The sequence below is a fragment of the Kribbella sp. NPDC055071 genome, assembly GCF_053608045.1.
This window is the reverse complement of the sequence record NZ_JBSGUS010000016.1, coordinates 116,792-142,857: the sequence shown is the minus strand read 5'-3', so window position 1 is coordinate 142,857 and position 26,066 is coordinate 116,792. Positions and strand designations below refer to the sequence as shown.

General features: G+C 67.7%; 26 protein-coding genes. 13 read left to right on the top strand and 13 right to left on the bottom strand.

Annotated elements, in window-relative coordinates; genetic code table 11:
* Positions 1 to 11 precede the first annotated feature (11 nt).
* The 5 genes from ACWF4Z_RS25850 to tdh form a co-directional block, all read right to left on the bottom strand.
* Positions 12 to 836, bottom strand: a complete 825-nt coding sequence (locus ACWF4Z_RS25850) for an aldo/keto reductase (protein ID WP_452245721.1) — start codon at positions 834 to 836, stop codon at positions 12 to 14.
* Between the two features lie 62 nt (positions 837 to 898).
* Positions 899 to 1,984 carry a winged helix DNA-binding domain-containing protein gene (locus ACWF4Z_RS25845; protein ID WP_452245720.1) on the bottom strand — a complete coding sequence of 362 codons (1,086 nt, stop codon included), beginning with the start codon at positions 1,982 to 1,984 and terminating at the stop codon, positions 899 to 901.
* Positions 1,981 to 3,099, bottom strand: coding sequence for an epoxide hydrolase family protein (locus ACWF4Z_RS25840; RefSeq protein ID WP_452245719.1), 1,119 nt, complete (start codon positions 3,097 to 3,099; stop codon positions 1,981 to 1,983). Before ACWF4Z_RS25840 ends, ACWF4Z_RS25845 begins: the two co-directional genes overlap by 4 nt.
* 188 nt (positions 3,100 to 3,287) lie before the next feature.
* Positions 3,288 to 4,469, bottom strand: a complete 1,182-nt coding sequence (locus ACWF4Z_RS25835) for a glycine C-acetyltransferase (protein WP_452245718.1) — start codon at positions 4,467 to 4,469, stop codon at positions 3,288 to 3,290.
* Positions 4,469 to 5,518, bottom strand: coding sequence for an L-threonine 3-dehydrogenase (gene tdh / locus ACWF4Z_RS25830; protein WP_452245717.1), 1,050 nt, complete (start codon positions 5,516 to 5,518; stop codon positions 4,469 to 4,471). Before tdh ends, ACWF4Z_RS25835 begins: the two co-directional genes overlap by 1 nt.
* Positions 5,519 to 5,625: 107 nt before the next feature.
* Between tdh and ACWF4Z_RS25825 the strand changes: the two genes are divergently transcribed.
* From ACWF4Z_RS25825 to ACWF4Z_RS25805, 5 genes are all read left to right on the top strand, one after another.
* Positions 5,626 to 6,252 carry a class E sortase gene (locus ACWF4Z_RS25825; RefSeq protein WP_452245716.1) on the top strand — a complete coding sequence of 209 codons (627 nt, stop codon included), beginning with the start codon at positions 5,626 to 5,628 and terminating at the stop codon, positions 6,250 to 6,252.
* Positions 6,253 to 6,280: 28 nt separating this feature from the next.
* Complete coding sequence (gene pyrE / locus ACWF4Z_RS25820) at positions 6,281 to 6,826, top strand: orotate phosphoribosyltransferase (RefSeq protein ID WP_452245715.1); 546 nt, start codon at positions 6,281 to 6,283, stop codon at positions 6,824 to 6,826.
* 76 nt (positions 6,827 to 6,902) lie between these two features.
* Positions 6,903 to 7,706 carry a LemA family protein gene (locus tag ACWF4Z_RS25815; protein WP_452245714.1) on the top strand — a complete coding sequence of 268 codons (804 nt, stop codon included), beginning with the start codon at positions 6,903 to 6,905 and terminating at the stop codon, positions 7,704 to 7,706.
* Positions 7,707 to 7,928: 222 nt separating this feature from the next.
* Positions 7,929 to 10,913: an AfsR/SARP family transcriptional regulator gene (locus ACWF4Z_RS25810; RefSeq protein WP_452245713.1), complete on the top strand. Its 2,985-nt coding sequence runs from the start codon at positions 7,929 to 7,931 to the stop codon at positions 10,911 to 10,913.
* Positions 10,914 to 11,125: 212 nt separating this feature from the next.
* Positions 11,126 to 11,515: a hypothetical protein gene (locus ACWF4Z_RS25805; RefSeq protein ID WP_452245712.1), complete on the top strand. Its 390-nt coding sequence runs from the start codon at positions 11,126 to 11,128 to the stop codon at positions 11,513 to 11,515.
* 5 nt (positions 11,516 to 11,520) lie between these two features.
* Here the strand turns inward: ACWF4Z_RS25805 and ACWF4Z_RS25800 are convergent, their stop codons facing one another.
* The gene (locus ACWF4Z_RS25800; RefSeq protein ID WP_452245711.1) at positions 11,521 to 12,264 is read right to left on the bottom strand and encodes a nucleoside phosphorylase; all 744 of its coding nucleotides are present in this window, start codon (positions 12,262 to 12,264) and stop codon (positions 11,521 to 11,523) included.
* A gap of 2 nt (positions 12,265 to 12,266) precedes the next feature.
* Positions 12,267 to 12,965 (bottom strand): DedA family protein, encoded by a 699-nt coding sequence (locus ACWF4Z_RS25795; RefSeq protein ID WP_452245710.1) that lies wholly within the window; start codon positions 12,963 to 12,965, stop codon positions 12,267 to 12,269.
* Positions 12,966 to 13,028: 63 nt separating this feature from the next.
* Between ACWF4Z_RS25795 and ACWF4Z_RS25790 the strand changes: the two genes are divergently transcribed.
* Positions 13,029 to 13,655 (top strand): TrmH family RNA methyltransferase, encoded by a 627-nt coding sequence (locus ACWF4Z_RS25790; RefSeq protein ID WP_452245804.1) that lies wholly within the window; start codon positions 13,029 to 13,031, stop codon positions 13,653 to 13,655.
* On the opposite strand, the gene ACWF4Z_RS25785 is transcribed toward ACWF4Z_RS25790, so the two are convergent.
* A complete protein-coding gene (locus tag ACWF4Z_RS25785; protein ID WP_452245709.1) occupies positions 13,637 to 14,068 on the bottom strand; it encodes a MarR family winged helix-turn-helix transcriptional regulator in 432 nt (143 codons plus the stop codon). The genes ACWF4Z_RS25790 and ACWF4Z_RS25785 overlap by 19 nt on opposite strands.
* Before the next feature lie 412 nt (positions 14,069 to 14,480).
* Here ACWF4Z_RS25785 and ACWF4Z_RS25780 point away from each other — a divergent pair, with 412 nt between their 5' ends.
* From ACWF4Z_RS25780 to ACWF4Z_RS25770, 3 genes are all read left to right on the top strand, one after another.
* Positions 14,481 to 15,146: an FUSC family protein gene (locus tag ACWF4Z_RS25780; RefSeq protein ID WP_452245708.1), complete on the top strand. Its 666-nt coding sequence runs from the start codon at positions 14,481 to 14,483 to the stop codon at positions 15,144 to 15,146.
* Entirely contained in the window at positions 15,136 to 16,407 is a 1,272-nt protein-coding gene (locus ACWF4Z_RS25775) for an alpha-amylase family glycosyl hydrolase (protein WP_452245707.1), read from the top strand. Before ACWF4Z_RS25780 ends, ACWF4Z_RS25775 begins: the two co-directional genes overlap by 11 nt.
* A 139-nt stretch (positions 16,408 to 16,546) precedes the next feature.
* Complete coding sequence (locus ACWF4Z_RS25770) at positions 16,547 to 16,735, top strand: hypothetical protein (RefSeq protein ID WP_452245706.1); 189 nt, start codon at positions 16,547 to 16,549, stop codon at positions 16,733 to 16,735.
* A gap of 80 nt (positions 16,736 to 16,815) precedes the next feature.
* On the opposite strand, the gene ACWF4Z_RS25765 is transcribed toward ACWF4Z_RS25770, so the two are convergent.
* The 3 genes from ACWF4Z_RS25765 to ACWF4Z_RS25755 are packed head-to-tail and all read right to left on the bottom strand — an operon-like array spanning position 16,816 to position 20,524.
* Positions 16,816 to 18,546 carry an FAD-dependent oxidoreductase gene (locus ACWF4Z_RS25765; RefSeq protein ID WP_452245705.1) on the bottom strand — a complete coding sequence of 577 codons (1,731 nt, stop codon included), beginning with the start codon at positions 18,544 to 18,546 and terminating at the stop codon, positions 16,816 to 16,818.
* A complete protein-coding gene (locus ACWF4Z_RS25760; protein ID WP_452245704.1) occupies positions 18,543 to 19,415 on the bottom strand; it encodes an intradiol ring-cleavage dioxygenase in 873 nt (290 codons plus the stop codon). Before ACWF4Z_RS25760 ends, ACWF4Z_RS25765 begins: the two co-directional genes overlap by 4 nt.
* 17 nt (positions 19,416 to 19,432) lie before the next feature.
* Positions 19,433 to 20,524: a maleylacetate reductase gene (locus tag ACWF4Z_RS25755; RefSeq protein WP_452245703.1), complete on the bottom strand. Its 1,092-nt coding sequence runs from the start codon at positions 20,522 to 20,524 to the stop codon at positions 19,433 to 19,435.
* 64 nt (positions 20,525 to 20,588) lie between these two features.
* Between ACWF4Z_RS25755 and ACWF4Z_RS25750 the strand changes: the two genes are divergently transcribed.
* Entirely contained in the window at positions 20,589 to 21,371 is a 783-nt protein-coding gene (locus ACWF4Z_RS25750) for an IclR family transcriptional regulator domain-containing protein (protein WP_452245702.1), read from the top strand.
* Between the two features lie 8 nt (positions 21,372 to 21,379).
* Here the strand turns inward: ACWF4Z_RS25750 and ACWF4Z_RS25745 are convergent, their stop codons facing one another.
* The gene (locus ACWF4Z_RS25745; protein ID WP_452245701.1) at positions 21,380 to 21,796 is read right to left on the bottom strand and encodes a VOC family protein; all 417 of its coding nucleotides are present in this window, start codon (positions 21,794 to 21,796) and stop codon (positions 21,380 to 21,382) included.
* 89 nt (positions 21,797 to 21,885) lie between these two features.
* Complete coding sequence (locus ACWF4Z_RS25740; RefSeq protein WP_452245700.1) at positions 21,886 to 22,905, bottom strand: SIS domain-containing protein; 1,020 nt, start codon at positions 22,903 to 22,905, stop codon at positions 21,886 to 21,888.
* Positions 22,906 to 23,044: 139 nt separating this feature from the next.
* Between ACWF4Z_RS25740 and ACWF4Z_RS25735 the strand changes: the two genes are divergently transcribed.
* From ACWF4Z_RS25735 to ACWF4Z_RS25725, 3 genes are all read left to right on the top strand, one after another.
* The gene (locus ACWF4Z_RS25735) at positions 23,045 to 23,764 is read left to right on the top strand and encodes a GntR family transcriptional regulator (protein ID WP_452245699.1); all 720 of its coding nucleotides are present in this window, start codon (positions 23,045 to 23,047) and stop codon (positions 23,762 to 23,764) included.
* A 192-nt stretch (positions 23,765 to 23,956) separates the two neighbouring features.
* Positions 23,957 to 24,982, top strand: coding sequence for a class II fructose-bisphosphate aldolase (fbaA, locus tag ACWF4Z_RS25730; RefSeq protein WP_452245698.1), 1,026 nt, complete (start codon positions 23,957 to 23,959; stop codon positions 24,980 to 24,982).
* 109 nt (positions 24,983 to 25,091) lie between these two features.
* Positions 25,092 to 26,063, top strand: a complete 972-nt coding sequence (locus tag ACWF4Z_RS25725) for an ABC transporter substrate-binding protein (RefSeq protein ID WP_452245697.1) — start codon at positions 25,092 to 25,094, stop codon at positions 26,061 to 26,063.
* The last annotated feature ends 3 nt before the right edge of the window (positions 26,064 to 26,066 follow it).

Below are 26,066 nucleotides of genomic sequence, written 5' to 3'. Positions count from 1 at the left end.
TCAGGTAATGCCTAGCCGAGGGTGTCGGGGTCGCCGCCGGTGCGGACGCCGGTTTCGAGGTCGGCGATCGCGGCCATGTCGTCGTTGTCGAGCTTGAAGTCGAAGACCGCGATGTTCTCCCGGATGCGGTCCGGCGTCTTCGACTTCGGGATCACGATGTTGCCGAGCTGCAGGTGCCAGCGGATGACGACCTGGGCCGGCGACTTGCCGTACTTGGCGCCGATGTCCTTGAGGGTGGCGTCCGCGAGCAGCTCACCGGAGGCGAGCGGGCTCCACGCCTCGGTGATGATGTCGTTCTCCGCGTTGAACGCGCGCAGCTCGTCCTGCGGCAGCGCCGGGTGCAGTTCGATCTGGTTCACCGCGGGGCGGATCGAGGTCTCCTCGAAGATGCGCCGCAGCGCCGTCTCGTGGAAGTTCGAGACGCCGATCGCGCGGACCCGCTTGTCGGCGTACAGCTGCTGGAACGCCTTCCAGGTGTCGACGTACTTGTCCTGCTTCAGGCACTGCCAGTGGATCAGGTACAGGTCGACGTACTCGAGGCCGAGCTTCCCGATGCTCTGGTCGAACGCCCGCAGGGTGCTGTCGTAGCCCTGGTCGTCGTTCTGCAGCTTGGTGGTGATGAACAGCTCGTCACGCGGGATGCCGGACGCGGCGACGGCCCGGCCGACGCCTGCCTCGTTGTTGTAGGCGGCCGCCGAGTCGATGTGCCGGTACCCGGCCTCGAACGCGGTCGTGACGACGTCGGTGACGATGTCGTCCTCGACCTGCCAGACGCCCAGGCCCAGCTGCGGGATCTCGACGCCGTTGTCCAGAGTGATGGTGGGGACTGTGCTCATCTGTCTATTCCAGCCCTCCAACAGGGTCTGGCCCAGTCATCCGACGTGTGACAACAACCTCATCAACCGCCCGTAACCACCGCGTAGGACTTCGCATCCGGCTCCAGGAACGCCAGCAACGCGCTCCCTTCACGCTCAAGGTCGGTCAACGTCTTCTTCAGAGTCCGGCCGAACGGCGTGACAGTGAGAGTCGCCACACCACGCTTCTTCTCGGCCGTCCAGAGCCCGGCGACCAGCCCGTCGACCGTGTACGTCGCCTTGACCCGCAGGTTCTTCGTGTAGACGGCCGGTTTGTGCTCGTCCGCGATGATCCGGTCCCGTTTCGCGTGAGAGAGCAGCAGGTTGTCGAACTCGGGCAGGAACCGGACCGGCGCCGTAGTGTCCGGATCCGGCCGCGGCCCATCGGGTACGTCGTACAGCGTCTTACCGGCCTGGTCCGTAAAAGTCTCCAGCTCCAGCTCGTCGAACCATGGTTTGGCTTTCGGTAGGCCCGACCAGGTCTGGAAGTCCGCGGGCGTCGCCGGTCCGAACGCGCGCAGGTATCTCGTCACCAGCTCCTGGGCTTCGGCGCGCTTGTGCAGCTTCGCGCCGATCCAGTCCTCAGCCGGTGTGAAACGGGCGTTTGCCGACCAGCTCCACCGGGCGTCCGTCGGATACATCACCAGCGGCACCATCATCCGGGTGCAGAACCCGAGGGCCCGCTCGTTCACCTCCGGGAACTCGAGCTGCAGCGCGTCCCGCACCTCGGTAAACGTCAACGGCTCCTTGGCCAGCAACTTCGTCGCGGCCGCGACCACCTTCGTCGGCTCCAGGCCCGTGGCCCGATCGGCCAGGACCTTCAACCCAGCCTCGAGCACCGGGCTCACCGTCGTACGAAACCGCCGGTAGTCCTCCGCGGTCAGCAGATGCAACGTCCCCCGAAAGAACGTCGCCCGCACGACGTCCCGCTCAGCCACGGCTGCATCGAGCTCCGATTCCTCGAATCCCTCGATCCGCGTCCAGAGCCCGACGTACGGATGCTTCGGCTCCTGCCCCTGCATCCCTGCCAGCCGACCGACCACCTCGACCGCCGGCACGCTCTCGCGCTCGAGCAGTAGCTGCCGTGCCAGTGTGGCCCGATTGATCGCCCGCGGGCTGATCGTCGTCATGTGAGGGACCCGAAGAAGGCGCGGATGTCGGTGGCGAACAACTCGGTCTGCTCCAAGGCGAAGAAGTGACCGCCCTTGCCGGGCTCGTTCCAGAAGCGGATGTCGTCGTAGCTGCGGTCGGCCAACTCGCGGGGATACGGGACCGAGGACGGGTGGGCGATCCACCTGTCTTCCGCGCTCAGGGTCACGGCGACCGGGACCGTGACGCGGGGGCGTGCCGGGTTGTGCGCGTAGTCGTAGTACGAGCGGAACGACGCACCGATGCAGCCGGTCACCCAGTACAGCGTGAGCATGGTGAGCAGCTCGTCACGGTCGAAGGCCTCGTCGATCCGGCCGTCGCCCCAGGCATCGAACTTGTCGACGATCCACGATGCCAGCCCCGACGGTGAGTCCAGCAGGGCGGCGGCGACGGTGTCCGGCCGGGTGGCCTGCAGATGGCTGTAGCCGCCGTCGACCTCTTCCTCGTCGACATCGCGTTGGTGGAGATACGCCTGCTCGGCCGCCGACAGCGGGCCGCCCTCGGTCGATGCCTTCGGGTGGATCGTGTGGAGCCCGACCACCTGCCCCGGATGCAGCCCGGCCATCCAGTGGACGACGTCACCGCCGACGTCTCCGCCGACCACGCCGTACCGCTGGTAGCCGAGCACCTGCGTCATCAGCCGGTGCCATCGCTCGGCGATCCACTCGCGGGTCACCGGCTCGGCCGACACCTCGGAGTAGCCATGTCCCGGCAGTGACGGGATGACCAGATCGAAGCTGTCCTGCAACCGCTCGGCCAGCGGCAGGTACTCGGTGAACAGGCTCGGCCAACCGTGCGCGAGCACCAGTGGCAGCGCATCCTCGCGACCCGAACGGACGTGGACAAAATGAATCTGCGCACCGTCGAGCTCGACCGTGTACTGCGGCCACTCGTTCAACCGCCGCTCCTGCGCACGCCAGTCGAACCCATCGCCCCAGTACCCGACGAGCTCCTTCAGATACCCAACCTCGGTCCCGGCCTCCCACCCGCCGGCCCGCGTCGGCGCAGGAAACCGCGTCCGCCGCAACCGCTCCCCCAAGTCCAGCAAAACCCCGTCCTCGACCCGAACCTCAAACGGCACCACGACCTCATCCACCCCCAAAGTCTCCCAGCGCCCACCGACAAAGTCAGCGTCCAAAGCCCTGCGCTGTGACCGCGAGTGAGTTGCATCGGCTGCGATCCTCCGCCTCCGCCTGCAGAGCCGACTCAACCTCGGGACTGAGACTTGGATTCATCGCCATACCCTGCATGATGCCGTCTCGGCGCTGGCCGGGGTACCAAGTATCAGGCCAGGGCGGCGCGGGCTTCGGTGAAGGCGGTGATGGCTCGTGCTACGTCTGAGGTGGAGTGGGCGGCGGAGAGTTGGACTCGGATTCGGGCCTTGTTGTGGGGGACGACGGGGTAGGAGAAGCCGATGACGTAGATGCCCAGGTCGAGGAGTTTGTCGGCCAGGCGGCCGGCTTGGGCGGCGTCGCCGATCATGACGGGGGAGATGGGGTGGTCGCCGGGGAGTACGTCGAAGCCGGCCTCGGTCATCTTGGTGCGGAAGAGGGCGGTGTTGGCGGCGAGCTTGTCGCGGAGGTCGCTGGAGCCGGCGATGAGTTCGAGGGCCTTGAGCGACGCGGCGGTGACGGACGGCGCCAGGGAGTTCGAGAAGAGGTACGGGCGGGAGCGCTGGCGGAGGAGTTCGACGATCTCGCGGCGGGCGGAGACGTAACCGCCGGATGCGCCGCCGAGTGCCTTGCCGAGCGTGCCGGTGACGATGTCGACGCGGTCCTTCACGCCGAACAGCGAGGGCGTGCCGGCGCCGTCAGCGCCGACGAAACCGACCGCGTGGGAGTCGTCGACCATGACGAGAGCGTCGTACCGGTCGGCCAGGTCGCAGATCTCGTCGAGGGGAGCGACGTACCCGTCCATCGAGAAGACGCCGTCGGTGGCGATCAGCCGGTAGCGCGCGTCGGCGGCGTCCTTGAGCTGGGCTTCGAGGTCGGCCATGTCACGGTTCTTGTAGCGGTAGCGCTTGGCCTTCGACAACCGGACGCCGTCGATGATGCTGGCGTGGTTGAGCTCGTCGGAGATGATCGCGTCCTCGGACCCGAGCAGGGTCTCGAAGAGCCCGCCGTTCGCATCGAAGCAGGAGCTGTAGAGGATGGTCTCCTCGGTGCCGAGGAAGGTGCTCAGGGCACTCTCCAGATCCTTGTGGATCTGTTGCGTACCACAGATGAACCGCACCGACGCCATCCCGAAACCCCAACGGTCCAAGGCGTCCCGCGCCGCCGCGATCACCTCGGGATGGTCGGCCAGGCCGAGATAGTTGTTCGCACAGAAGTTCAAGACCTCGTTGCCGGAGGCAACGGAGATCAGAGACTGCTGGGGTGAGGTGATCACCCGCTCGGACTTGTACAGCCCGGCGTCCCGGATCTCGCCGATGGTCGCCGTCAAGTCGTCCCGCATCCGCCCGAACATCAGTGCTTCTCCTCCAGAGCCTCGTTCGTCCAGTCCAAGATCACCTTGCCGCACTGCCCACGCCCGGCCACCTCGAAGGCGGCCTCGAAGTCGCCGTACCCGAAGCGGTGGGTGATCACCGGCGTCAGGTCCAGACCACGTTCCAGCATGACCGACATCGAGTACCAGGTCTCGAACATCTCCCGGCCGTAGATGCCCTTGATCGTCAGCATGTTGAGCACGACCGTGCCCCAGTCGATCGCGATCTCGTCGGCCGGCAGGCCGAGCATCGCGATCTTGCCGCCGTGCGTCATGTTCGCGAGCAGCTCCCGCAGCGCGGTTGGTTGGCCGGACATCTCCATCCCGACGTCGAACCCTTCGCGCATACCGAGGCTCTGCTGCGCCTCCGCGATGGTCTCCGTGCCGACGTTCACCGCGCGGGTCACGCCGATCTTCCGGGCCAGGTCGAGCCGGTACTCCGACAGATCCGTGATCACCACGTTCCGCGCACCCGCGTGCAGAGCGACGGCGGCGGCCATCACGCCGATCGGTCCGGCGCCGGTGATCAGCACGTCCTCGCCGACGAGCGGAAACGACAGCGCAGTGTGTACGGCGTTCCCGAACGGATCGAAGATCGCGGCGACATCCAGGTCGACGGGATCCCGGTGGACCCAGGCGTTGCCGGCGGGGAGAGCGACGTACTCGGCGAACGCGCCGGGCACATGGACGCCGAGGCCCTTGGTCTTGATGCAGAGATGGCGTCGGCCGGCCCGGCAGTTGCGGCAGCGGCCGCAGACCAGGTGACCCTCGCCGCTGACCAGATCACCCACGGCGACATCGCGTACGCCGACGCCGACCTCGACCACCTCACCGCAGAACTCGTGGCCGGTCACCATCGGCACCGGCACGTTCTTCTGCGCCCAGGGGTCCCAGCTCTGGATGTGCAGGTCCGTACCGCACAGTCCCGTCCGGAGCACCTTGATGAGCACCTCGTCGGCCTCGATCTTCGGTTCCGGCACATCCTGCAACCACAGGCCGGGCTTGGCCTCGGCCTTCACGAGTGCCTTCACGGCACACCTCCACTGACGGCGTCGTCCACATCGTCGTCCCGGGCAACCACCCCCGTCCATCGACACGTCGTGCACAGCCTTTGCAGTTCATCTGCATACTGGTCCCCATGCGATCGGCCATCAGGGGACTGGGGATCGTCTTGTTGGTGGTCGGGCTGGGGTTGCTCGGGTGGGTGGGCTGGCAGTACTTCGGGACCGGGATCGGCTCGAACCAGAAGATGGGCGAGGCGCAGGGCTCACTGCGCGACGAGTGGAAGGCGTCCACGAAGCCTTCTGCAGACCCAGAAGCCGGTACGCCGATCACCCTGCTGCGGATCCCGAGGTTCGGGGCCGACTGGGAGAAGCCTGTCGTGGAAGGGGTCGGCAAGAACGAGCTTGCCCGCGGCATCGGCCACTATCCACAGACACAACTGCCGGGCGAGCCGGGGAACTTCGCGATCGCCGGACACCGGGTCACGCACGGCTCTCCGTTCCGGAAACTGCTCGAGCTACGCCAGGGCGACCAGGTCATCGTCGAGACCGCGGACGCCGTCTACACCTACGAGCTCGACGGCTCGCCGCGCGACCTGACCGTCAAACCGGCCGACAACTGGGTCCTCGACCCCGTCCCCGGCAAACCCCGCGAGGTCCCGACCAAGTCGGTCATCACCCTCACCACCTGCCAGGACCTCTTCCACTCCCCGGACAGATCAGTAGCCTTCGGCCAGCTGGTCAAGGTCACCAAGAAGTCCTGAGTCGCGGGTTGTTCTAAGCTCATCGCCTATGAGCTACGACCGGGACGGACTGCTGGAGCAGGTCAAGACCAAGGCCATCGTGCATGGCAAGGTGACGTTGGCTTCGGGCAAGGAAGCCGACTACTACGTCGACCTTCGGCGGATCACGTTGGACTCGGCGGCCGCGCCGCTGATCGGTCCGGCGATGCTCGAGCTGACCAAGGACCTCGAGTACGACGCCGTCGGCGGACTCACGCTCGGTGCCGACCCGGTCGCGATGTCGATGCTGCACGCGGCCGCGCGGGACGGGCGGTCGCTGGACGCGTTCGTCGTACGGAAGGCCGAGAAGACGCACGGTCTGCAGCGGCGGATCGAGGGGCCGGACGTGAAGGGCCGCCGAGTCCTTGCCGTCGAGGACACCTCGACCACCGGCGGATCGGTGCTCACCGCGGTCGAGGCGTTGCGCGCGGCCGGCGCCGAGGTGGTCGCGGTCGCGGTGATCGTGGACCGCGCGACCGGAGCCCGCGAGAAGGTCGAGTCGGAGGGTCTGGAGTACCGCACCGTCTTCGGCCTCGAAGACCTCGGCCTCAACTGATCCACAGCTGCGGACTGCGGACCCGGGGCGGCGTTAGAGTCGCTGGCAGCATTACCGACACTCGGGAGCAGGGGAAATGACTTTCGTCATCATCGCGGTCGTGGTGATCGTCGTGATCTTGGCCATCGTGCTGATCACGTCGTACAACCGGTTCGTCAAGCAGCGGAACCTGATTCAGGAGTCCTGGCGGCAGATCGACGTCGAGCTGCACCGTCGCTACGACCTGATTCCGAACCTGGTCGAGACGGTCCGGGCGTTCGCGGCGCACGAGCGGCACGTGTTCGAAGAGGTCGCGCGGCTGCGCACCCAGGCAGTGAACGTGCAGGGCGCGTCCCCGGAGCAGCGGGCCGCCGCCGAGGGTGAGCTGTCCGGCGCGCTGCGGCAGATGATGATCTCGGTCGAGGCCTACCCGCAGGTCCAGTCGAACCAGAACTTCCTCGGCCTGCAGCGCGAGCTGACCGACACCGAGGACCGGATCGCGGCCGGCCGCCGGTTCTACAACGCCAACGTCGGCGACTACAACACCCGGATCGAGGCCTTCCCGTCGAACCTGATCGCGGGCGGGTTCAAGTTCGAGAAGGCCGGCTACTTCGAGGTGAAGGACGAGTCGGTCCGCTCGGTCCCGCAGGTCTCGTTCGGCACGATCGGGTCGGTCGCCGGTGAGCAGGCGCCGCCGCAGGTGCAGGCCGGCGCGCCGGGGTCGGGTCAGATCCACCCGCAGATGCCGGGCGACCAGGGCGGCTACTCCGCCGCGCCGCAGGTGCCGGGACCGCAGAGCCCCGAGGGGTACCAGGGGCAGGGTCAGCCACCGGTGGGCGGCCCGCCTGCGGGTTCCCCCGCTCCGCAGGACGGACAGCCGCCATTCACCGGTGGCCAGTAGTAGGCACCGGCTTCCCGTAATCCAGGACCCCCGATCCCGGATTCCCCACCAATGCCAAGCCTGGTGGTGACGGCGGTCAAGTCGCCACCACCGGGCCTGCCCTCCCCCCGGTACCTGTGTCAACAGTGCCGCAGTGAGATACATCCGGCGTACATCGGACTTCCCGGTAGGTACACACCGATGTCACGATAGGTCGGTTCCAGAGTGGAGAGGCATAGGCAAGTGGACAGTCTGAGGTACGGAATCCTCGGACCTCTGCGTCTCACCCACAGCCAGGGCCAGCCGCTGAAGGCCGCGAAACCGCGCCAACTTCTGGCCACCCTGCTTCTCCACCCCAACCGGTTCGTCTCGACCGATCTGATCGCGGACGCGCTCTGGGAGAGCAGTCCGCCGCGGTCCGCGACGGCGAACATCCGCACTTACGTCCGCGTCCTGCGTGGCGTGCTGCAGGACGCCGGACTGCCCGCTCCGATCGACACGTCGGCGGCCGGCTACAGCATCGAGGTCGGTGTCGACGAGCTCGACGCCAGCCTGTTCGAATCGCTGCTCGCCGAGGGCGGCCACCTCCGCGACGCCGGCGAGGGCCGCCAGGCGACGCAGGTGCTGTCCCGCGCGTACTCACTCTGGCGTGGACGCCCGCTGGAGGACCTGACCATCCCGGCCGCATGGGAAGGCACGATCGCGCGGCTCGAGGCGCAGCACCGCGGCCTGGTCGACAACCTGCTCGACCTGCGGCTCGAGTACGGCGACGCGAGCGGAGCCGCCGTGCTCCTGAGTGCACGGCTCACCGACGATCCGTACGACGAACAGCTCTGGCGCCGGCTCGTCGACGCCCTCCTCGCGGCCGGCCGGGTCGGTGAGGCTCGCGCTGCCTATGCCAAGGCCGTGCAGACGCTGGCCGACGAGCTCGACATCAAGCCCGGCGCCGAGCTCGAAGCCGCCGGCGCCCGCGCCGAGAACGGCCGCTCCGCCAACTGGCCGAACCCAGGCATCCCAGCAGCCCGTACGACGGAACGCCCCGACCCGGAGGCGCCACCACCCGGCCCGTACGCGGCGCCCGAGCTGACCGACCCGCAGCGACCGCCGAGTCAGCTGCCGCTCGACCTGGCCGATTTCAGCGGCCGCTCCGACCACCTGGAGCAACTCCGCGACCTGGTCTGTGGTCGGGATCCGGTGCGCCCACCGATCGCGGTCATTTCCGGGGCACCCGGGACCGGCAAGACGTCCCTCGCCGTGCGGCTCGGGCATCTGGTCCGGGACTCGTTCCCGGACGGGCAGATCTACCTGGACATGCACGGCGCGACGCAGCCCCGCGATCCGGCCGCCGCGCTCACCGATCTGCTGCTCAGCCTCAACCTGCCCGACTTCGCGATCCCGACCGATCCCGAGCGGCGGTCGGCGATGCTGCGGTCCGAGCTGGCCAGTCGCCGGGTTCTGATCATCCTCGACGACGTCGCCACGTCCGGCCAGGTCACTCCGCTGATGCCGGGTACCGGCGCCTCCGCGGTCGTCGTCACCAGCCGCAACCGGCTGATGGATCTGGCCGGCGCGGACAGCATGCCGCTCGACACGTTCGACGACGGCGAAGCCACCGCACTCCTCGAATCGGTCGCGGGCGCGGGCCGCGTCGACCGGTCCTCGCCCGAGGCCGAGGAGATCCTCGCCGCCTGCGCGAACCTGCCGCTCGCGATCCGGATCGTCGGTAGCCGGCTGGCCCAGCGCCCCGACCTGAGCCCACGCGAGCTGGCCCGCCGGCTGCGCGACGAAACGTCACGGCTGGATGAGCTGAGCATCGGCGAGCTCGCCGTACGGACCAGTGCGGACCTCAGCTACGACGCACTCAGCGCGGAGGAGGCCCGGCTCTATCGCTTGATCGGCCACTTCGCAGTAGGTGTCTTCTCCGCCAGGGCCCTCGAGGCGGTCGCGTCGCCGGCGTCCGTACGGCGAAGTCTCGACCGGCTGATCGAAGTGAACCTGGTCCGAATCAGCTCGGTCGACCAGCGTGGGACGGCGCGCTACCGCGTCCACGATCTGCTTCGACTGCACGCACTCGGTGTCGGCGACGAGCGGCAGAAGGCGCAGGCGGTCAAGGACGTGGAGATCGTGCTCGACGCGATCCTCAACAAGATGCGCCGGGCCAACAACGCACTCGCCTTCGAGTACTTCGGCGTCCTGGAGCACACCGGTCCGTTGACGGCTCCGGACCCCGCGCCGTTCAGCGACACCGATGCGTTCGCGTGGTTCGACAGCGAGCGCAGCACGTTCGTGCCGGCGATCCGGGCCGCCGCCCAGAACGGCCTGCACGAGTATGCCTGGCGGATCGCGGCCGCCTGGGGTCCGTACCTGGACATGCGTGCCGGCTTCGACGACTGGAACGGATCGCATCAGCAGGGCTTGCTCAGCGCGATCGCCGCCGGGGATCGGCGGGGTGAGGCGATCATGCATCGCAATCTCGGTCAGCTCGCGCTCTACAAGGACGACTGGGAGGCCGCCTGGCGGCATTTCGAGGCGGCCGCGCCGATCTTCGTCGAGGTCGGCGACCGACTCGGTGAGGGGATCACGGCCGTGGGGATCGGCACGTGGCTGCGCTTGCGGAGTTCGGCCGACGAGGGCCTTGCGTACTACGAGACCGCGATCGAAGCGTTCGTCGAGGTCGGCAACGCGAACGCCGAAGCGCTGGCCCGGACCGCGGCAGCCAATGCCTTTCTGACCAAGGGGGATACGGAAACCGCCGCGAGTTACCTTGCGGTCGCCTTCCGGCTCGCGGCGCAGCGCGTGGACAGTCACCGCGAGGCCAAGGTCCGACGACGGATCGCGGCGCTCCGGGCCCGGCAAGGGCGGCACGACCAGGCGGTCCGCCAACTGAGGACCGCGCTGGCGATCTTCAGCGGGATGGGCGACGACCACTGCGCGACCTACGCCCGCGCGGATCTCGGGCAGGCGCTGATGGAGCTCGGCGAGGTCGCCGCGGCCCGGAAGATGCTCCTGGACGCCATCGACCTCGGTCATCGGCTCGGCGACCGCAGCCTGGAAGGTCAGTCCGCACAGCACCTCGGCCGGCTCTATCTGTCCACGGGCAACCTCGACTCGGCCCGCCGTACCCTCGATCGGGCCGCCCGCGCCTGGCAGCAGGCCGGGAACGACGCCCGCGCCGCCGAGTGCCGCCGGGAGCTGACGACGTTCGACTCGGGTGCAGCTGCCGGTTGATGACACCGGCGGTTGATGACACAGGCAGTTGATGACACAGGCAGTTGATGACACAGGCGGTTGATGCTCGCAGTCAGCTGATCACCCTGTGTTGTTGACCATTCAAATGTACGGCGGCTGTATCGGCCCACGACAGGATTGCGTCGCACGACGGCGGACAGGCCGGCGGTTCGGGGAATCGGGGGAGAACTATGGCCTGGGGGGATGTTGTCGTGGAGCGCCGAAATGTCCCGCGGGTGTCGAACCCGCGGGACACCGAGGCGGCGTTGAACTGGCAGCTGGAGCGGGTGGGCTCGGAGGCGTGGCAGGACTGGCCGCTGAAGTTTCAGCGGATGGCGTTCGGCTATGCCCAGGACAGCGGCTGGCACGATGCCGCCGACGCGGTGCGTTGGCTCGACCACCACGCCCTGCTTCGCGAGGGGGCGGCGCCACGGGGGGCGCTGGTCTGGTACCACGCGGCAGACCGGATCCGAGTGGCCTGCTCACTCGGCTCCGGTCAGGTGGTGGGCCCCCTACTCACCGGCCCGGTGGAGATCGCCGACTTAAGTGCCTTGAGCAACGACTATGTCTGGTCCGACGCCCTGTTCCCCTTCGGTCACTGACGCCTTCAGAGGCGCGCGGCGGCCGCTAGGGCGCGTTCGAAGAGGGCTGTGCGGATGTCTTTCGCGTTGACCCAGTCGCGGTTGTCGTAGGTTTCGCCGGCCAGTGTGTCGCCCGCGTACAGCATCTGGCCCACGCGGACGCCGCGATACTTCGCTACCGCGAAGAAGGCCGAAGCCTCCATCTCGACCGTGATGCAGCCCTCTGCCAATCGGCGGTCCACCCGCGAGCGCGGCTCACGGAAGATCGCGTCGGTGGTCCACGTCGTACCGCTGCGGTACGGCACGTCAGTCGCGTCGAGGCTCGCGGCGATCGCGGCGTTCACCGTCTCGTCCGCACGCACGAATCGCGACGGAGCCAGATAGTGGTACGACGTTCCTTCGTCACGCAGGGCCTGGTCCGCGATCACAACCTCGCCCAGCTTGAGCTCCGGGATCAACGCGCCTGCCCCGCCGACGGCGACGAAGTCCCGGCAACCCATCACGATGGCTTCTTCCATCGCCGCGCAGGCTGCCGGAGCGCCGATTCCTGGAAAGAAGTAGGCGATCTGCTCGCCTTCCCAGGTCGTGACGTAGACGGGACGGCGATCCTGGGTACCCAGCCGCGCGTGAATCGAGCCGCCTGCCTTCTCCACCACCTCGGTGAAGAAGCACATGACCGCTCGCCGAGGTGCGCCGTTCGGAGTGAAGTGCTCGGACGGCTCGATGACTCCCGGCTCGGTGAGATCGTCCTCGAGCAGGGGGATCGTCATGGTCAGTCGTTGTTGTTCGTGGCGGCGTGCTTGGGGCCTGCGGGCTTCGCCGTGTCGCCGCCGGACCTCCGGTTGCGGCGTTTGGCCAGGAAGTACTCGACGGCCATCGGGATCAGCGAGATCAGCACGAGCAGGACGAGCGCGGCCTCGAGGTTCTTGTGGATGAACCCGACGTTGCCGAGCGCGTGGCCGAGCAGAGTGACGCCGCACGCCCAGAGGACGGCGCCGATTCCGGTCCAGAGGAAGAACTTCTTCGGGTCCATCTTGCCGGCCCCGGCAACGATCGTGATGAACGTCCGCACGATCGGGACGAACCGCGCCAGCACCAGCGCCCGCGGGCCGTACCGGTCGAAGAAGTCGTGGGTCTGCTCGATGTACTTCGGTTTCAGGAAACGGGCGTTCGGATTGCGGAAGAGTCTCGTACCGAGGGCTCGGCCGATGTAGTACCCCGAGACGTTGCCGAGGAACGCCGCGACCGTGAGGATCACGCACGCGAGCCAGAGGGGGACGTTGATGGTCCCGGCCGCGATGAACAGACCGACGGCGAACAGCAGCGAGTCGCCGGGCAGGATCGGGAACAGCAATCCGCACTCGATGAACACGACCGCGGCAGTGCCCCAGAGGGCCCAGTCACCCAGCCAGTTCAGCAGGTACTCCGGGTCCATCCAGCTCGGCAGCAGCATCGCAACTTGTAGAAGCACGCGGACAGGGTAGCGTCCCCAGCTGTGCGGGAGCTGAGTGGCGATGATCTTCGCGGAGCGGACATGGTCGGGCCGGCCGAGGTCGGAGTTGGGCCGTGGCAGGGCGAATGGCCGGATGACGCGCGCCTGGATCCGGAGCTACTGGCGGGCGGGGACCGGCGGAACGTGGTCGACAAGTACCGGTACTGGAAGCTCTCGGCGATCGTCGAGGACCTCGATCAGCAGCGGAACCCGTTCCACGTCGCGATCGAGAACTGGCAGCACGATCTGAACATCGGGTCGGTGGTGCGGACGGCGAACGCGTTCCTCGCGTCCGAGGTGCACATCGTCGGCAACCGGAAGTGGAACCGGCGTGGGGCGATGGTGACCGATCGCTACCAGCATGTGCGGCACCACCCACAGTTGGCGGACTTGGCGTCGTACGCCGCTGACCTTGGGCTGCCGGTGATCGGGATCGACAACCTGCCGGGGTCGGTGCCGTTGGAGACTTTCGCGTTGCCTGCTGGGTGTGTGCTGCTTTTCGGGCAGGAGGGGCCCGGGCTGACTGCTGAGGCTCACGAGATCTGCACTGCGGTGTTGTCGATCGCGCAGTTTGGTTCGACTCGGTCGATCAACGCCAGTGCGGCCGCGGCGATCGCGATGCACGCGTGGATCCGGCGGCACACGTTTGGTCAGGTATCCAGCAGTTGATCGAGGAGTGCGGCGGCGAGGTTGAGGACGGCGCGCTCGGTCGGGTTGAGGCGCGCTTCGATCGCATCTGCGAGCCAGTCGTCCGAGCTCTGCATGTGATCGGCTAGGAGCTTGCGGCCGCGCTCTGTCAGCTCGATGGTGTGACGGCGGCGGTCCCGGGTGTCCTGGGACCGGCTGATGAGCTGCTGCTCCTCGAGGCTAGCCAGCACGCGGGTGAGGGACTGTGGCTGGACGCGCTCGGCAGCGGCGATCTCGCTCGCGGTCAGCGCACCTCGCCGATGCAGCTGCCCGAGTACGGCGATTCCCGTCCGGCCGGGTGACTCCGTGTCCCGCTCGGCCCGCAACCGCAACGCCAGCCGCGTGCTGGCCCGCCGCAACGCCACGGCGGTCTCCCGCGAATCATACGCATCCACTGATCGATACTCCGTTGCTCAGGCTTGGAAATGCTAAGCTCATCTTACTATGACCGTCCTCGCGCCGCGTGACATCCTCCGCTGGTCCCGCGATACCCCGATCCATCGCACCCAGCCCGTGGTGGCGGCCCTGGCGATGGCAGCCCCCGTCGCGTACGGCGTAACCTCCGGCCACCTCGTTCACGCCACGTCCGCAGCCCTGGCCGCGATGGCAACCACCCTCAGCACCACAACGGCGCCCACTGCCGGTTTGCCCCTCTGGCGTTTGGTGGTTCGGGTTGGGGGGATTGGGGTGGTGGTTACTGCGGCCGGGTTCGGTGGGGCTTGGTTGGGTGGGAGTGGATGGGTCACCGCCGCGGGGATTGTTGGGTTGGCCGCGGTGGCTGCTGTGGTTGGAGGATTCAGTCGGTGGATGGCTGAGGCGACCACGCGGTTTGTGACGTTTCTGGTGATTGCGAGCGGGCTGGGCGCGGCGGCCGATCCGCTCGGAGTCACGCGGTGGTTTGCCGTCGGCGCCGCATGGTCGGTGCTGCTGACGTTGTGCGCCGTGCCGTTTACGCGTGACCACGAGCAGCCGGCGGGACCGTCGTACCGGATCTTGTGGCGACGGTGGACGCGCAACCTGGGTCGGATGGACGGCTGGCGGTATGCCTTGCAGTTGGTGCCTTGTCTGGCGTTGGCTGAGGTGGTCGGCGTTCTGTGGCATCAGGACAAGGCGTACTGGATCGCGGTCGCCGTGGTCATCGTCGTCCGGCGGAAGGGCGGTTCGTTGCTTCGGGCAACACAAAGGTGCTTGGGCACGTGCGTCGGTGTGCTGATCGGCGGCGCGCTGATCCTCTGCGTCCCGCCGTCCTGGGTGATCGTCGCGGTGGTCGCGCTCCTCGCCGGCGCCAGACCGTTGCTCAAGGAGCGCAACTATGCCGCCTACGCGACAATCATGACCCCACTGCTCGTACTCTTGCTGGACCTCGGCCGGACCCCCTCGCTCTCGACCGTCGGCTATCGCATGATCGACACCGTCATCGGCTGCACGATCGCGCTCACCCCTACCGTCATCAGGAGATTCCATGTGGCCTGACCACGCAATCTTGTGGCAGGTGTATCCGCTCGGATTCACCGGCGCCGAGAAGAACGCCCGTACGACGATTGCCCATCGCCTGCCCCACCTGGAGAACTGGCTCGACTACGCCATCGAGCTCGGTTGCTCAGGGCTCCTGTTAGGCCCGGTCTTCGCGTCCGAGACCCACGGCTACGACACGATCGACCACTTCCGCATCGACCCGCGCCTGGGCGACGACGCCGACTTCGACCACCTCATCGCCGCCGCCCACGACCGCGGCCTTCGCGTGCTGCTCGACGGCGTCTTCAATCACGTCGCGCCTGCCTTCGCGCCGCGATCCGTTGCCGCACCCAACGATTGGTTCCGTCGTACGCCGGATGGCACGCCGGTCACGTTTGAGGGCCACGAGCAACTGGTCGCACTCGACCACGGTCATCCCGCCGTGGCGCAGTATGTCGCCGACGTCTTGTCCCACTGGCTCGATCGAGGCGTCGACGGTTGGCGGCTCGACGTGGCCTACGCCGTACCGGCTGAGTTCTGGCGCGATGTCCTGCCACGCAAGAGTTTTCCGGACGCGTGGTTCTTCGGTGAAGTCATCCACGGCGACTACGCCGGGTACGTCGCTCGCAGCGGCCTCGACTCGGTCACGCAGTACGAGCTCTGGAAGGCGATCTGGAGTTCGCTCAACGACGGCAACTTCTTCGAGCTCGCGTACGCCCTTGGTCGCCATGATGCGCTGTTGGACACGTTCGTGCCGCAGACATTCGTCGGCAACCACGATGTGACTCGGCTCGCGACGCAGTTGGAGGATGAACGGCATCTCGGTCATGCGCTCGCGATCCTGTTCGCGGTGGGCGGCGTACCGAGCATTTACGCCGGCGACGAGCAGGCGTTCCGCGGGCTGAAGGAGGAGCGGGCCGGCGGCGATGACGCTGTTCGGCCGGCGTTCCCGGATACGCCTCACGGACTCGCGCCGGAGGGCTGGCCGACGTACCGGTTACACCAACGTTTGATCGGCGTACGGCGGCGCAACCCGTGGCTGACTCGCGGCCGGACGACCGTCGAGCACCTGGCCAACCGGTTGGTTGCCTTGCGGACCGTTGCCGCAGACGCCTCCGTGCTACTCCTGCTGAACATCTCCGATCAGGAAGAACGCTTTCCGGTCGACGCGACCGGGTTCACAATCGACGCGCAACCGGAGCCCGGCGTGCCGGCGGGCGATCCGTTGCTGGTGCCGCCGCACAGTTGGCGATTCCTGACTCGGACAGAAGATTCCTGACACGTCCGTAACCTCGTCCGGCGTCCCGCGTTGATCCCGGTGACAGAAGTGAGGCTTCTCGACCAAAGTCAGCCCCAACTCGGGCGGGGCGACGTGTACGCACGTCGTATGGGTTTGTGACGGGAATAGGGGGTAGTTGATGGGTTCACTGTGGGACGAACTGATCCATGAGCTCGGGACCGTGCGTGCGTTGAGCGCGGCGGCTCTGGAGGCGCGCACCGAGACGTCCCGGGTCGCGCTGATCACGTTGCTGGACGCCGAAGCCGCCGAGATCTCGGCGATCCTCGACCGCATCCTGCGCGAGGCCGACCAGGTCTCCGCCGCCTGACACCACGCCGCGCCGCTCAACCCGGCGCGGCTCCTCCGCCGCCTGACAACCTGCCGCGCCGCCCAACCGGCGCGGTGGGGTTAGCGGCTCAGGAGGTTGGTCAGGGCTTGGCGTAGGGCCTCGGCGGGGTCGTCGGGCTGGTCGAAGGACCGGTAGGCGATGTGCTGGTCCGGGCGGACCAGCAGGCATCCGCCGTCCGGGATCTCACGCACGCGGGACCAATCGCCGTACAGGTCTTCGAGCTCGTGACCCGGCCCGATCACCAACGCTTCGATCGGTACGCCGAGGCTCTCCGACACCGATTGCGCCGCCTTGACCCACGCCTCGCCGCCGATCCCGGTGAGCAGCGTGAACCGTCCCTTGCCGACCACATCGAGTGTGCTGACGGTCTCGGACCCGCGCGTCAGCCAGGAGTGCGGGATCCGCGCTCCCGGCCACGTCGTCGGGTGGTAGTAGAGCTCCCGATCCCGGTCGTACGACGGCTCCGGCGTACCGTCCGGGATCACGGCGGTCGAGTGGTACCGCTGCCCGAGCTCCACCCCGTGTGCGTTGAACTCGTAGTCCTTCAGCTCGATCGCGGCCCGCAACTCCTCGCGCTGCGCCGCGCCCTTCGGGGTGTCGTCCTTCCGCGACTCGATCGTCCGTCCGGCGGGCGCATCCGGTGTCATCCCCAACGCGCGGAAGATCTGGCCGAACTGGGTCCGGCTCTTGTTCGCGCGATCCACGATCTGCTTGGCGATCGGCGTCCGTTCCGTGTCGTACGTCGCGAGCAGGTCGGACCCGGCCTGTCCCTTCAGGACCAGGGCGAGCTTCCACGCGAGGTTGTACGCGTCCTGGATCGACGTGTTCGAGCCGAGTCCGTTGCTCGGCGGATGCCGATGGATCGCGTCGCCCATGCAGAAGACGCGGCCCTTCGAGGCCTGTTCGGCGTACATGTGGTTGACGCTCCAGACCGACGTGCCCTTCAGCTTCACGTCGATCGTGTCGTCGCCGACCAGGTTGTGCACGATCTCGGTCGCCATCGCCTCGTCGACCACCGGGGCCGGCTGATTGATGTCGTAGCCCCAGACGATCAGCCACTCGCTCCACGGCCGGACCATCCGGACCAGCCCGGCGCCGATGCCGCCGATCTGCGCGCCCGGCTGGAGGACCCAGTACAGGACGCTCGGGCGATGTGCGACGTACCGGGACAGGTCGGCCTCGAAGACGATGTTCATCGAGCCCTCGATGTCCATCGCGCCGGCCATCGGCAGGTCGATGTCCTGTGCGACCTTGCTGCGACCACCGTCCGCGCCGATCAGGTACTTGGCGCGGATCTGGTACGTCTCGTCGCTCCGGCGGTCTCGGACCGTCGCGGTCACACCGTCCTCGTCCTGCTCGAGTGAGAGGTACTCGGTGTTGAACCGGAGCTGTGCGCCGCGGCTGGCCGCCGTGCTGATCAGGATCGGCTCGAACAGCGTCTGCGGCAGGTCACACGGCAGAGTCGGGCTCGCCTCGGTGTAGTCGGCCAGCCGACGCGGATGCGTGCCCCACGTGCGGATCCGGCCGATCTCCTCGCCGGCCAGGCTGGTGCAGAACGCAGTCTCACCCATCAGGTGATGCGCGGTCCCCTTGGCGACAACCTGGTCCTCGATGCCCATGTCGCGCATCAACTCGATCGTGCGCTGGTTGGTGATGTGTGCGCGCGGCGTGTTGGCGGTCCAGCCGTAGCGGGACAGCACAATGTTGTCGACGCCGTACGTGGACAGGAAGAGTGAGGCGGCGCCGCCGGCCGGGCCGCTGCCGACGATGAGCACGTCTGTGGTGATCATTGCTGCGTCTCCTCGGTGGTGGCGAGCACCAAGTCGTAGCTGACGGTGTAGTAGGGCTTGTCAGGTGTCTTGCCGTCCGGTGCGGTGCTACCGGCCGGGTGTTCGGTGAAGTCCGCGATCAACGAGTCCTTGACGCCGAACACCGCGTCGTTCCCGAGGAACTCGTCGCCGCGCGCGAAGACGTGCGTGATCAGCCGCGCGTAGCCGGGCGCCGTCACCATGAAGTGGATGTGGGCCGGCCGCATCGGGCCGCGACCGCCGGCGCGCAGCAGTTCGCCGACCGGACCGTCATCGGGGATCGGGTAGGCGACCGGCTTCACCGCCCAGAACGAATAGTTGCCATCGGCATCGGTCGTCAGGTGGGCGCGGTTCTGCGGCCCGTCGACGTCCTTCTGTACGTCGTAGAAGCCGTCCTCGTCGGCCTGCCAGGTCTCGACCAGTGCGCCGGCGATCGGCTCGCCCTTCGTCGTGAGGACCCGCCCGCTCACCAGGCACGGCTGTCCAGGGGCGCCGTTCGCGATGTCCGCGCCGAGCTCGACGCCGGGCGAGCCCTCGACGAAGAAGGGGCCGAACACAGTTGATTCGGTGGCACCCGACGTACTCGGATTGCTGAGACCGACAGTCAGCATCGACAGGCCGAGCACGTCGGCCAGCAGCACGAACTCCTGTCGAGTCTCGGTCGAGATCTGACCGGTCCGGGTGAGGAAGTCGATCGCGGTGAAGTACTCGTCCTCGGACAGGTTCACCTCCCGCGCGAACGCGTGCAGGTGCCGGACCAGCGCGCTCATCACGACCTTCGTGCGTGGGCTCGTGCTGTTGTCGAAGCTGGCCACCACGGCGTCGGTCAACTCGTCGCCTTGCAAATCCATCCGGTCGCTCCTCGTATCTACAGGCCGTCGGGCCGCGTCCCGGCCCATGCGCGGGTGAGGATCTCTTGGACGAGCTCCTCGGTCACCGGGATCGGGTTGGCCGTCGGTTGGAACGCGTGGGCGGCTTCCCTGGCTTGATCGTGGCTCAAGCCCAACTCCCGCAGGCTGACCGGTACGTCAGCGGCTCTGAACAGGTCGTAGAGCCCGGCAGCCAGGTCGTCGGTCTGCAGCGCCTCTTCCAGCCGGGCCTTGGCTCTGGGTACGGCGGGCGCATTGACGCGGGTCACTTGAGGCAGGACCGCGGCGTGGGTCTCGGCGTGCGGGAGGTTGTAGGTGCCGCCGAGGAGATGGCAGAGCTTGTGGTGCAGGCCGGTGCCGGCGGTCGCGAGTGCGGATCCGGCGAGGCAGGCGCCGTACAGAAGGTTGCCTCGGGCATCTAGATCGGTGGGAGCCTGGAGGATCTTCCGGAGTCCGGTGGTCAGCGCCCGTACGCCTTCAACCGCGGTCGTCTCGGTGATCGGATCGGCCTTGGTTGTCCAGACCGCCTCGACGCAATGCGCGAGCGCGTTGGCGACGCTGGCTGCCGTGACATTCTTCGGGAGGTGCTGGCTGAGTACGGCGTCGTAGACCACAGTCCTCGGTAACACTCGGAGGTCGGTGCCCGTTGCCTTGCGGCCGCTCGTGGTCTCACCCCACACGGGCGTCATCTCCGAGCCGGCATAGGTCGTCGGGACAGCCACAATCGGCACGCCGCCGACAAGGGCGATGGCCTTGGCCAGGCCGATCGCGGAGCCGCCGCCGATCGCCACGATGCCGTCGGCGCCTACCTCACGTGCCTTCGCTCGCGCGGCCTCCGCGACGTCGGTCGGTACGTGCTGAGCCACACCGTCGATCCGTCCGGCGAACCGATCACCCAGCTCGGCCTCGACCACGTCGGCCGCGTCTCGAGCTGACTTGGTCGCGATCAGCAGCGTCCGTCGTACGCCCAGGGCCTCGACCTCATCGGCCACCTGATCGAGGGTCCCGGCACCGAACACGACCCGCCCGGGCAGGTACGTGTGGGCGAACTCGACGGGTGTGGGGTCGCCGGGAGGAACTGGACCGGGCATGGGCTGCTCCGCTAGGATTTCGCTGAGCGAATAGTTCTTCTTTCAACGAAAAGTAGGCTAGCCGATGGCGGGTGAGGCGTCTACCGGCACGTTTCTGCAGGGTCTGGAGCGTGGACTCGCCGTGATCCGCGCGTTCTCGGCCGCTGCTCCGTCGCTGACCTTGAGCGAGGTCGCACGCGCCGTCGGGATCACTCCGGCGACCGCCCGGCGGATCCTGCTCACGCTCGAGGAGCTCGGGTACGTCCGCAGCGACAGCCGGCGCTTCTCGCTCACCCCGCGAGTGCTCGCGCTCGGCTGGGCGTACCTGTCCTCGCTGGACCTCGGCGAACTCGCCGGCCCGTTCATGGAGGAGCTGAGCGCCACAACGCGCGAGTCCTGCTCGATCGCGACGCTCGACCTCCCCGACATCGTGTACGTCGCCCGCGTGCCGACCAGCCGGATCATGACCGTCGCGCTCGGGGTCGGCGCCCGGCTTCCGGCGTACCCGACGTCGATGGGCCGAGTCCTCCTCGCGGGCCTCGCCGATGACGAGCTGACGTCGTACCTCTCGAGCTTGCACGCGGAGGCACTCACCTCGCGCACGGTGACGGGCGCCGACAAGCTCCGCGAGACGATCGACCGCGCTCGGACCGACGGCTATGCACTCGTCGACCAAGAGCTCGAGCTGGGGCTGCGGTCGATCGCTGCCCCCATCCACGACGCCCGCGGTCGCATCATCGCCGCCCTCAATGTCTCGGCCCACGCCTCCCGCTCGACCCTCGCCTCACTCCGGACCGACGTCCTCCCGCACCTCCAAGCAGCCGCCGACCAGATCACCACGGCCCTGACCCACCGCGGCCACGTCTGACTCCGACGTCAGCTCTTCAGTTCGGCGAGGATCTGCAGGTAATGCGGGTTGTTCATGATGCCGATGAGGTTGCCGAACGGGTCCACCACCGATGCGGTCCGGAAGCCGGTGTTGTTGCCTCGTTCAACGACTCCTTCGTTCACTGTCGCACCCAGCTCGACCATCCGGGCGAGCTCAGCCTCGACGTCGTCCACGTGCCAGTAAACGATCGCGCCCCCACCGCTGCCGACCTGGTGCGGCGCATACTTCGCATCGATGATCCCGAGCTCACACTCCAGGTCCCCGAACCGGAACTCGACGTAGGCCGGAGTCTCCACGTCCGGCACCGCGTAATACGCGTCGATGCCGAGCAGCTTCGAGTACCAGTCCCGCGCTCCCTTCACATCGGCGGCGTAGAAACTGACAGTGGCAAGTCCTCGCAACATGGTGGTGGTCCTTCCCTCGGCGCTCCCTATGACCACCACCTTCCCAGCCAAAGCGCTCACCAAATGAGCACTTTGATCGGACCCTCGGATCAGTCGGTTTGGGTTACCTTGCGGAGGCCTCGGGGGGCGTCGGGGTTGAGGCCTAGTTTGCGGGCCAGGGACTCGATGGCTCGTTGGGCGGGGATGATCAGGGCCAGGGGAGCGAGGGTCTCGGGGAGGTCGGGGCCGACGAGGTTGACGTCGCAGCGGGAGGCGAACGTGGGGTTGCCGCCGATGCCGAGGATCTTGCTGCCCTTCTCCCGGACGAGTCCGGCCAGCTCGGTCATCCCGGGCAGCGCGGGTCCGTCGGCGGCCGCGACCAGGATGGTGACGAGGTCGGAGTCGACGACCGCGATCGGGCCGTGCTTCAGGTCGGCGTACGAGAGGCCGCGGACCGGCTGCAGGCAGGTCTCCTCCAGCTTGAGCGCGACCTCGAGGGTCGTGCCGAAGGTGAGCCCGCGACCACTCGCGAGCACGTCGTGCGCGCCGGCGAGCAGGTCCGCGGCGGCCTCGACCGAGCCTTCCAGCATCTTCGACGCCGCGTCGGGAACTCGCGCGATGTCGGCGTCCAGCGTGCCCGGCTTCTGCGCCAGCGCGTCGACCGCGACGGTGATCGCGGCCAGCTGCGTGGTGTAGGTCTTGGTCGCCGGTACGGCGAGCTCCTTGCCGGCCTGCGTGATCAGCGCGACGTCGGCGGTCGAGGCCAGCGGGCTGTCGCCGTCGTTCGTGATGCCGACGATCGCGGCGCCGTTGCGCTTGGCCCACTCCGCGGTGTCGACGATCTCCTGGGTCGCACCCGACTGGCTGACCGCGACCACGAGCGAGTTCGAGAGGTCGAGGTTGGCGCCGTACAGGGTCGCCACCGACGGGGCGGCCAGCGACGCCTGCCGGCCGGCGTGGATCTCGGTCAGGTAGCGGCCGTACACGCCCGCGTTGTCCGAGGATCCCCGGGCCAGGAAGATCACGTTCCGCCGGCCGGCAGCGAGCCGCGTGATGTCGTGGCGGAGCGGCAGAACATGCTCGAACGTCGCGGCCAGGGCGGCCGGCTGCTCGGCGATCTCGCGCGCCATCTGGGTTTCCTGCGCGGGGAGAGACACCACTAAGATCACTGGTCCTATCTGGTCTTAACAGGTATGCTGCGCACGATAGCAGTGAGCGGCACCCCGGGGCACCCCCGAGTCCCGCCGAGGTCTGGAGGATCGAGATTCGATGGTGGCGACCAAGCGGGCCCAGGTCCGATCGGTACTGGAACGGCTGATCGACGTCGAGCTGCACCCCGGCGACCCGATCCCCTCCGAGCGCGCCCTCGTGGACAAGCTGAACGTCTCCCGGGTGACCGTCCGGCAGGCGATCAGCGACCTGGTCGAGTCCGGCGCCCTGGAGCGCGTGCACGGCAAGGGAACGTTCGTCACCGGCCCCCAGGTCGACTCCCAGTTGCACCTCACGTCCTTCTCCCGGGAGATGCGGGCCCGCGGCCTGGAGCCCGGGACGGTGGTCCTGTCGGCCACCGAGATCGAGGCCTCCGACGAGACCGCGAAGGGCCTGCGGGTCGCCAAGGGCACCAAGGTGATCCGGGTCGAACGACTCCGCACCGCTGACGCCTCGCCGATGGCCTACGAGGTCGGCTACTACCCGTCCGCGCTCTTCCCCGGCCTGCTCGGCCGCGAGCTCGGCACCCTGTACGACGTCTTTGCCAGCGAGTACGACGTCGTCGTCACCTCCGGTGAACAGACCGTCCGGGCGGACAACGCCGACGGCCATGTCGCCCGGGTGCTCGGCGTGGCCAGGCGGGCACCCCTGCTGGTCCTCGAGCGCACCACCTTCGCCGGCCGCAAGGTCGTCGAGCTGTCCTGGTCGGCCTACCGGGCCGACCGCTACCGGCTGCACATGGCCCTGACTCCCCGCGGCCCGAGATCCGGGACGGCCTGAGCCGGGAATCCAGGTGTCATCAGGACGCAACGAACTGGATCTGTCCTGTTCACCAACTGGTCTGCAATCCTGCCACTTGCTCCCCGGCCACCGGGCCGGTCCGGCAGGCAGGCCGCCGGATCCGACGAAGTACCCGGTGGCCATACTGGAGCTCAACCCCCATGAACAGTGTTGTGAGGAGTACCGCGAGACATGCCTATTGCCACCCCTGAGGTCTACGCCGAGATGCTGGACAAGGCCAAGCAGAACCGCTTCGCCTACCCGGCCATCAACGTCAGCTCGTCGCAGACGCTGATCGCCGCGATCCGCGGTTTCGCCGAAGCGGGCTCGGACGGCATCGTCCAGATCTCCACCGGCGGTGCGGAGTACCTGTCCGGGTCGACCGTGAAGAACATGGTGACCGGCTCGGTCGCCCTGGCCGCGTACGCGCACGAGGTCGCCAAGAACTACCCGGTGAACATCGCGCTGCACACCGACCACTGCCCGAAGGACAAGCTGGACGGCTTCGTCCGCCCGCTGCTGGAGATCTCCGCCGAGCGCGTCGCCCGGGGCGAGAACCCGCTGTTCCAGTCGCACATGTGGGACGGCTCGGCGGTCCCGCTGGCGGAGAACCTGGAGATCGCCAAGGAGCTGCTGGCCAAGACGGCCGCGGCCAAGATCGTGCTCGAGATCGAGGTCGGCGTCGTCGGTGGCGAGGAGGACGGTGTCGCCAACGAGATCAACGAGAAGCTCTACACCACCGTCGAGGACGGCCTGGCCACGGTCGAGGCCCTCGGCACCGGTGAGAACGGCCACTACATCACCGCGCTGACCTTCGGCAACGTGCACGGCGTCTACAAGCCGGGCGCGGTCAAGCTCCGGCCGGAGATCCTGAAGGAGATCCAGGACCAGGTCGGCGCCAAGGTCGGCAAGGAGCGCCCGTTCGACCTGGTCTTCCACGGTGGATCCGGCTCGACCCTCGAGGAGATCCGGGCCGCGGTCGACTACGGCGTCATCAAGATGAACGTCGACACCGACACCCAGTACGCGTTCACCCGCCCGGCCGCGGGCCACATGTTCAGCAATTACGACGGCGTGCTGAAGGTGGACGGCGACGTCGGCAACAAGAAGGTCTACGACCCGCGCGCCTGGGGCAAGCTGGCCGAAGAGGGCATGGCCAAGCGCGTGGGCGAAGCCTGCGAGAGCCTGCGTTCGACGGGCACGTCGCTGAACGGCTGACGTCCGAGCTGTTGCGAGCGGGCCTGCCTCGGGGACTACTCCGGGGCGGGCCCGTCCGCGTTTCGGGCCGAGTGCACGAAGTAGATTAGGTAAGCCTATCCTTAGGCGCATGCGCAAACCTTTCGCTCTGGCGGTCGCTGGTCTGACGGCTGTCGTGCTCGCCGCCTGTGGGTCCGGTTCCGGCTCGGAACAGGAGGTCTCGGCCCAGGCCGCCAAGGTGGCGACGAAGTTCGGTGACGTGAGCGTGCCGGCGGATCCGCAGCGCGTGGTCGCGCTGGGCTGGGGTGATGCCGAGACCGCACTGGCGCTCGGGGTCCAGCCGATCGCGGCCAGCGACTGGCTCGCGTTCGGCGGGGAGGGTGTCGGCCCGTGGGCGAAGGGCAGGTACCAGCAGGCGCCGCAGCTGATCAACACACTCGAGCCGCAGTACGAGAAGATCGCCGCGCTCCGGCCGGACCTGATCCTGGATGTGAAGTCCAGCGGCAAGCAGGACCGGTACGACACCTTGAAGGCGATCGCGCCGACGGTCGGCGTCCCGAACGGTGGCGACTCGTACAAGACCAGCTGGGAACAGCAGACCGAGATGATCGCCGCGGCGCTCGGCCGGGTCGAGCAAGGCCGCAAGCTGATCGCCGACACCGAGGACAAGTTCGCCGCAGCGAAGAGGCAGCATCCGGAGTTCGAAGGGAAGACCATCACTCTGGGCGCCAGGACCAGCGACGGGTACGGCGCGTACGTCGCCGGCACCGGACGCGTGGACTTCGTCGAGCGGCTCGGCTTCCGCAACAATCCGGCGGTCCAGGCGAAGGCGACCACCAGCTTCTCGGTGCCGATCTCGCAGGAGAACCTCGGGATGCTGGATGCCGACCTCACGGTCATGGCACCGATCGGGATCACGGCGCAACAGATCACCGACGATCCGTTGTTCCGTGCGGTGCCGTCGGTGAAGGCCGGCCGGTCGGTCGTCTTCGACGACAAGACCATCAGTTCTGCGTTTGCCACGGACTCGGTCCTTTCGGTCGGGTACGCCTTGGAGAAGGTCGTCCCCCTGTTCGCCGCCGCCCTGAAGAGCAACGGATAGCTG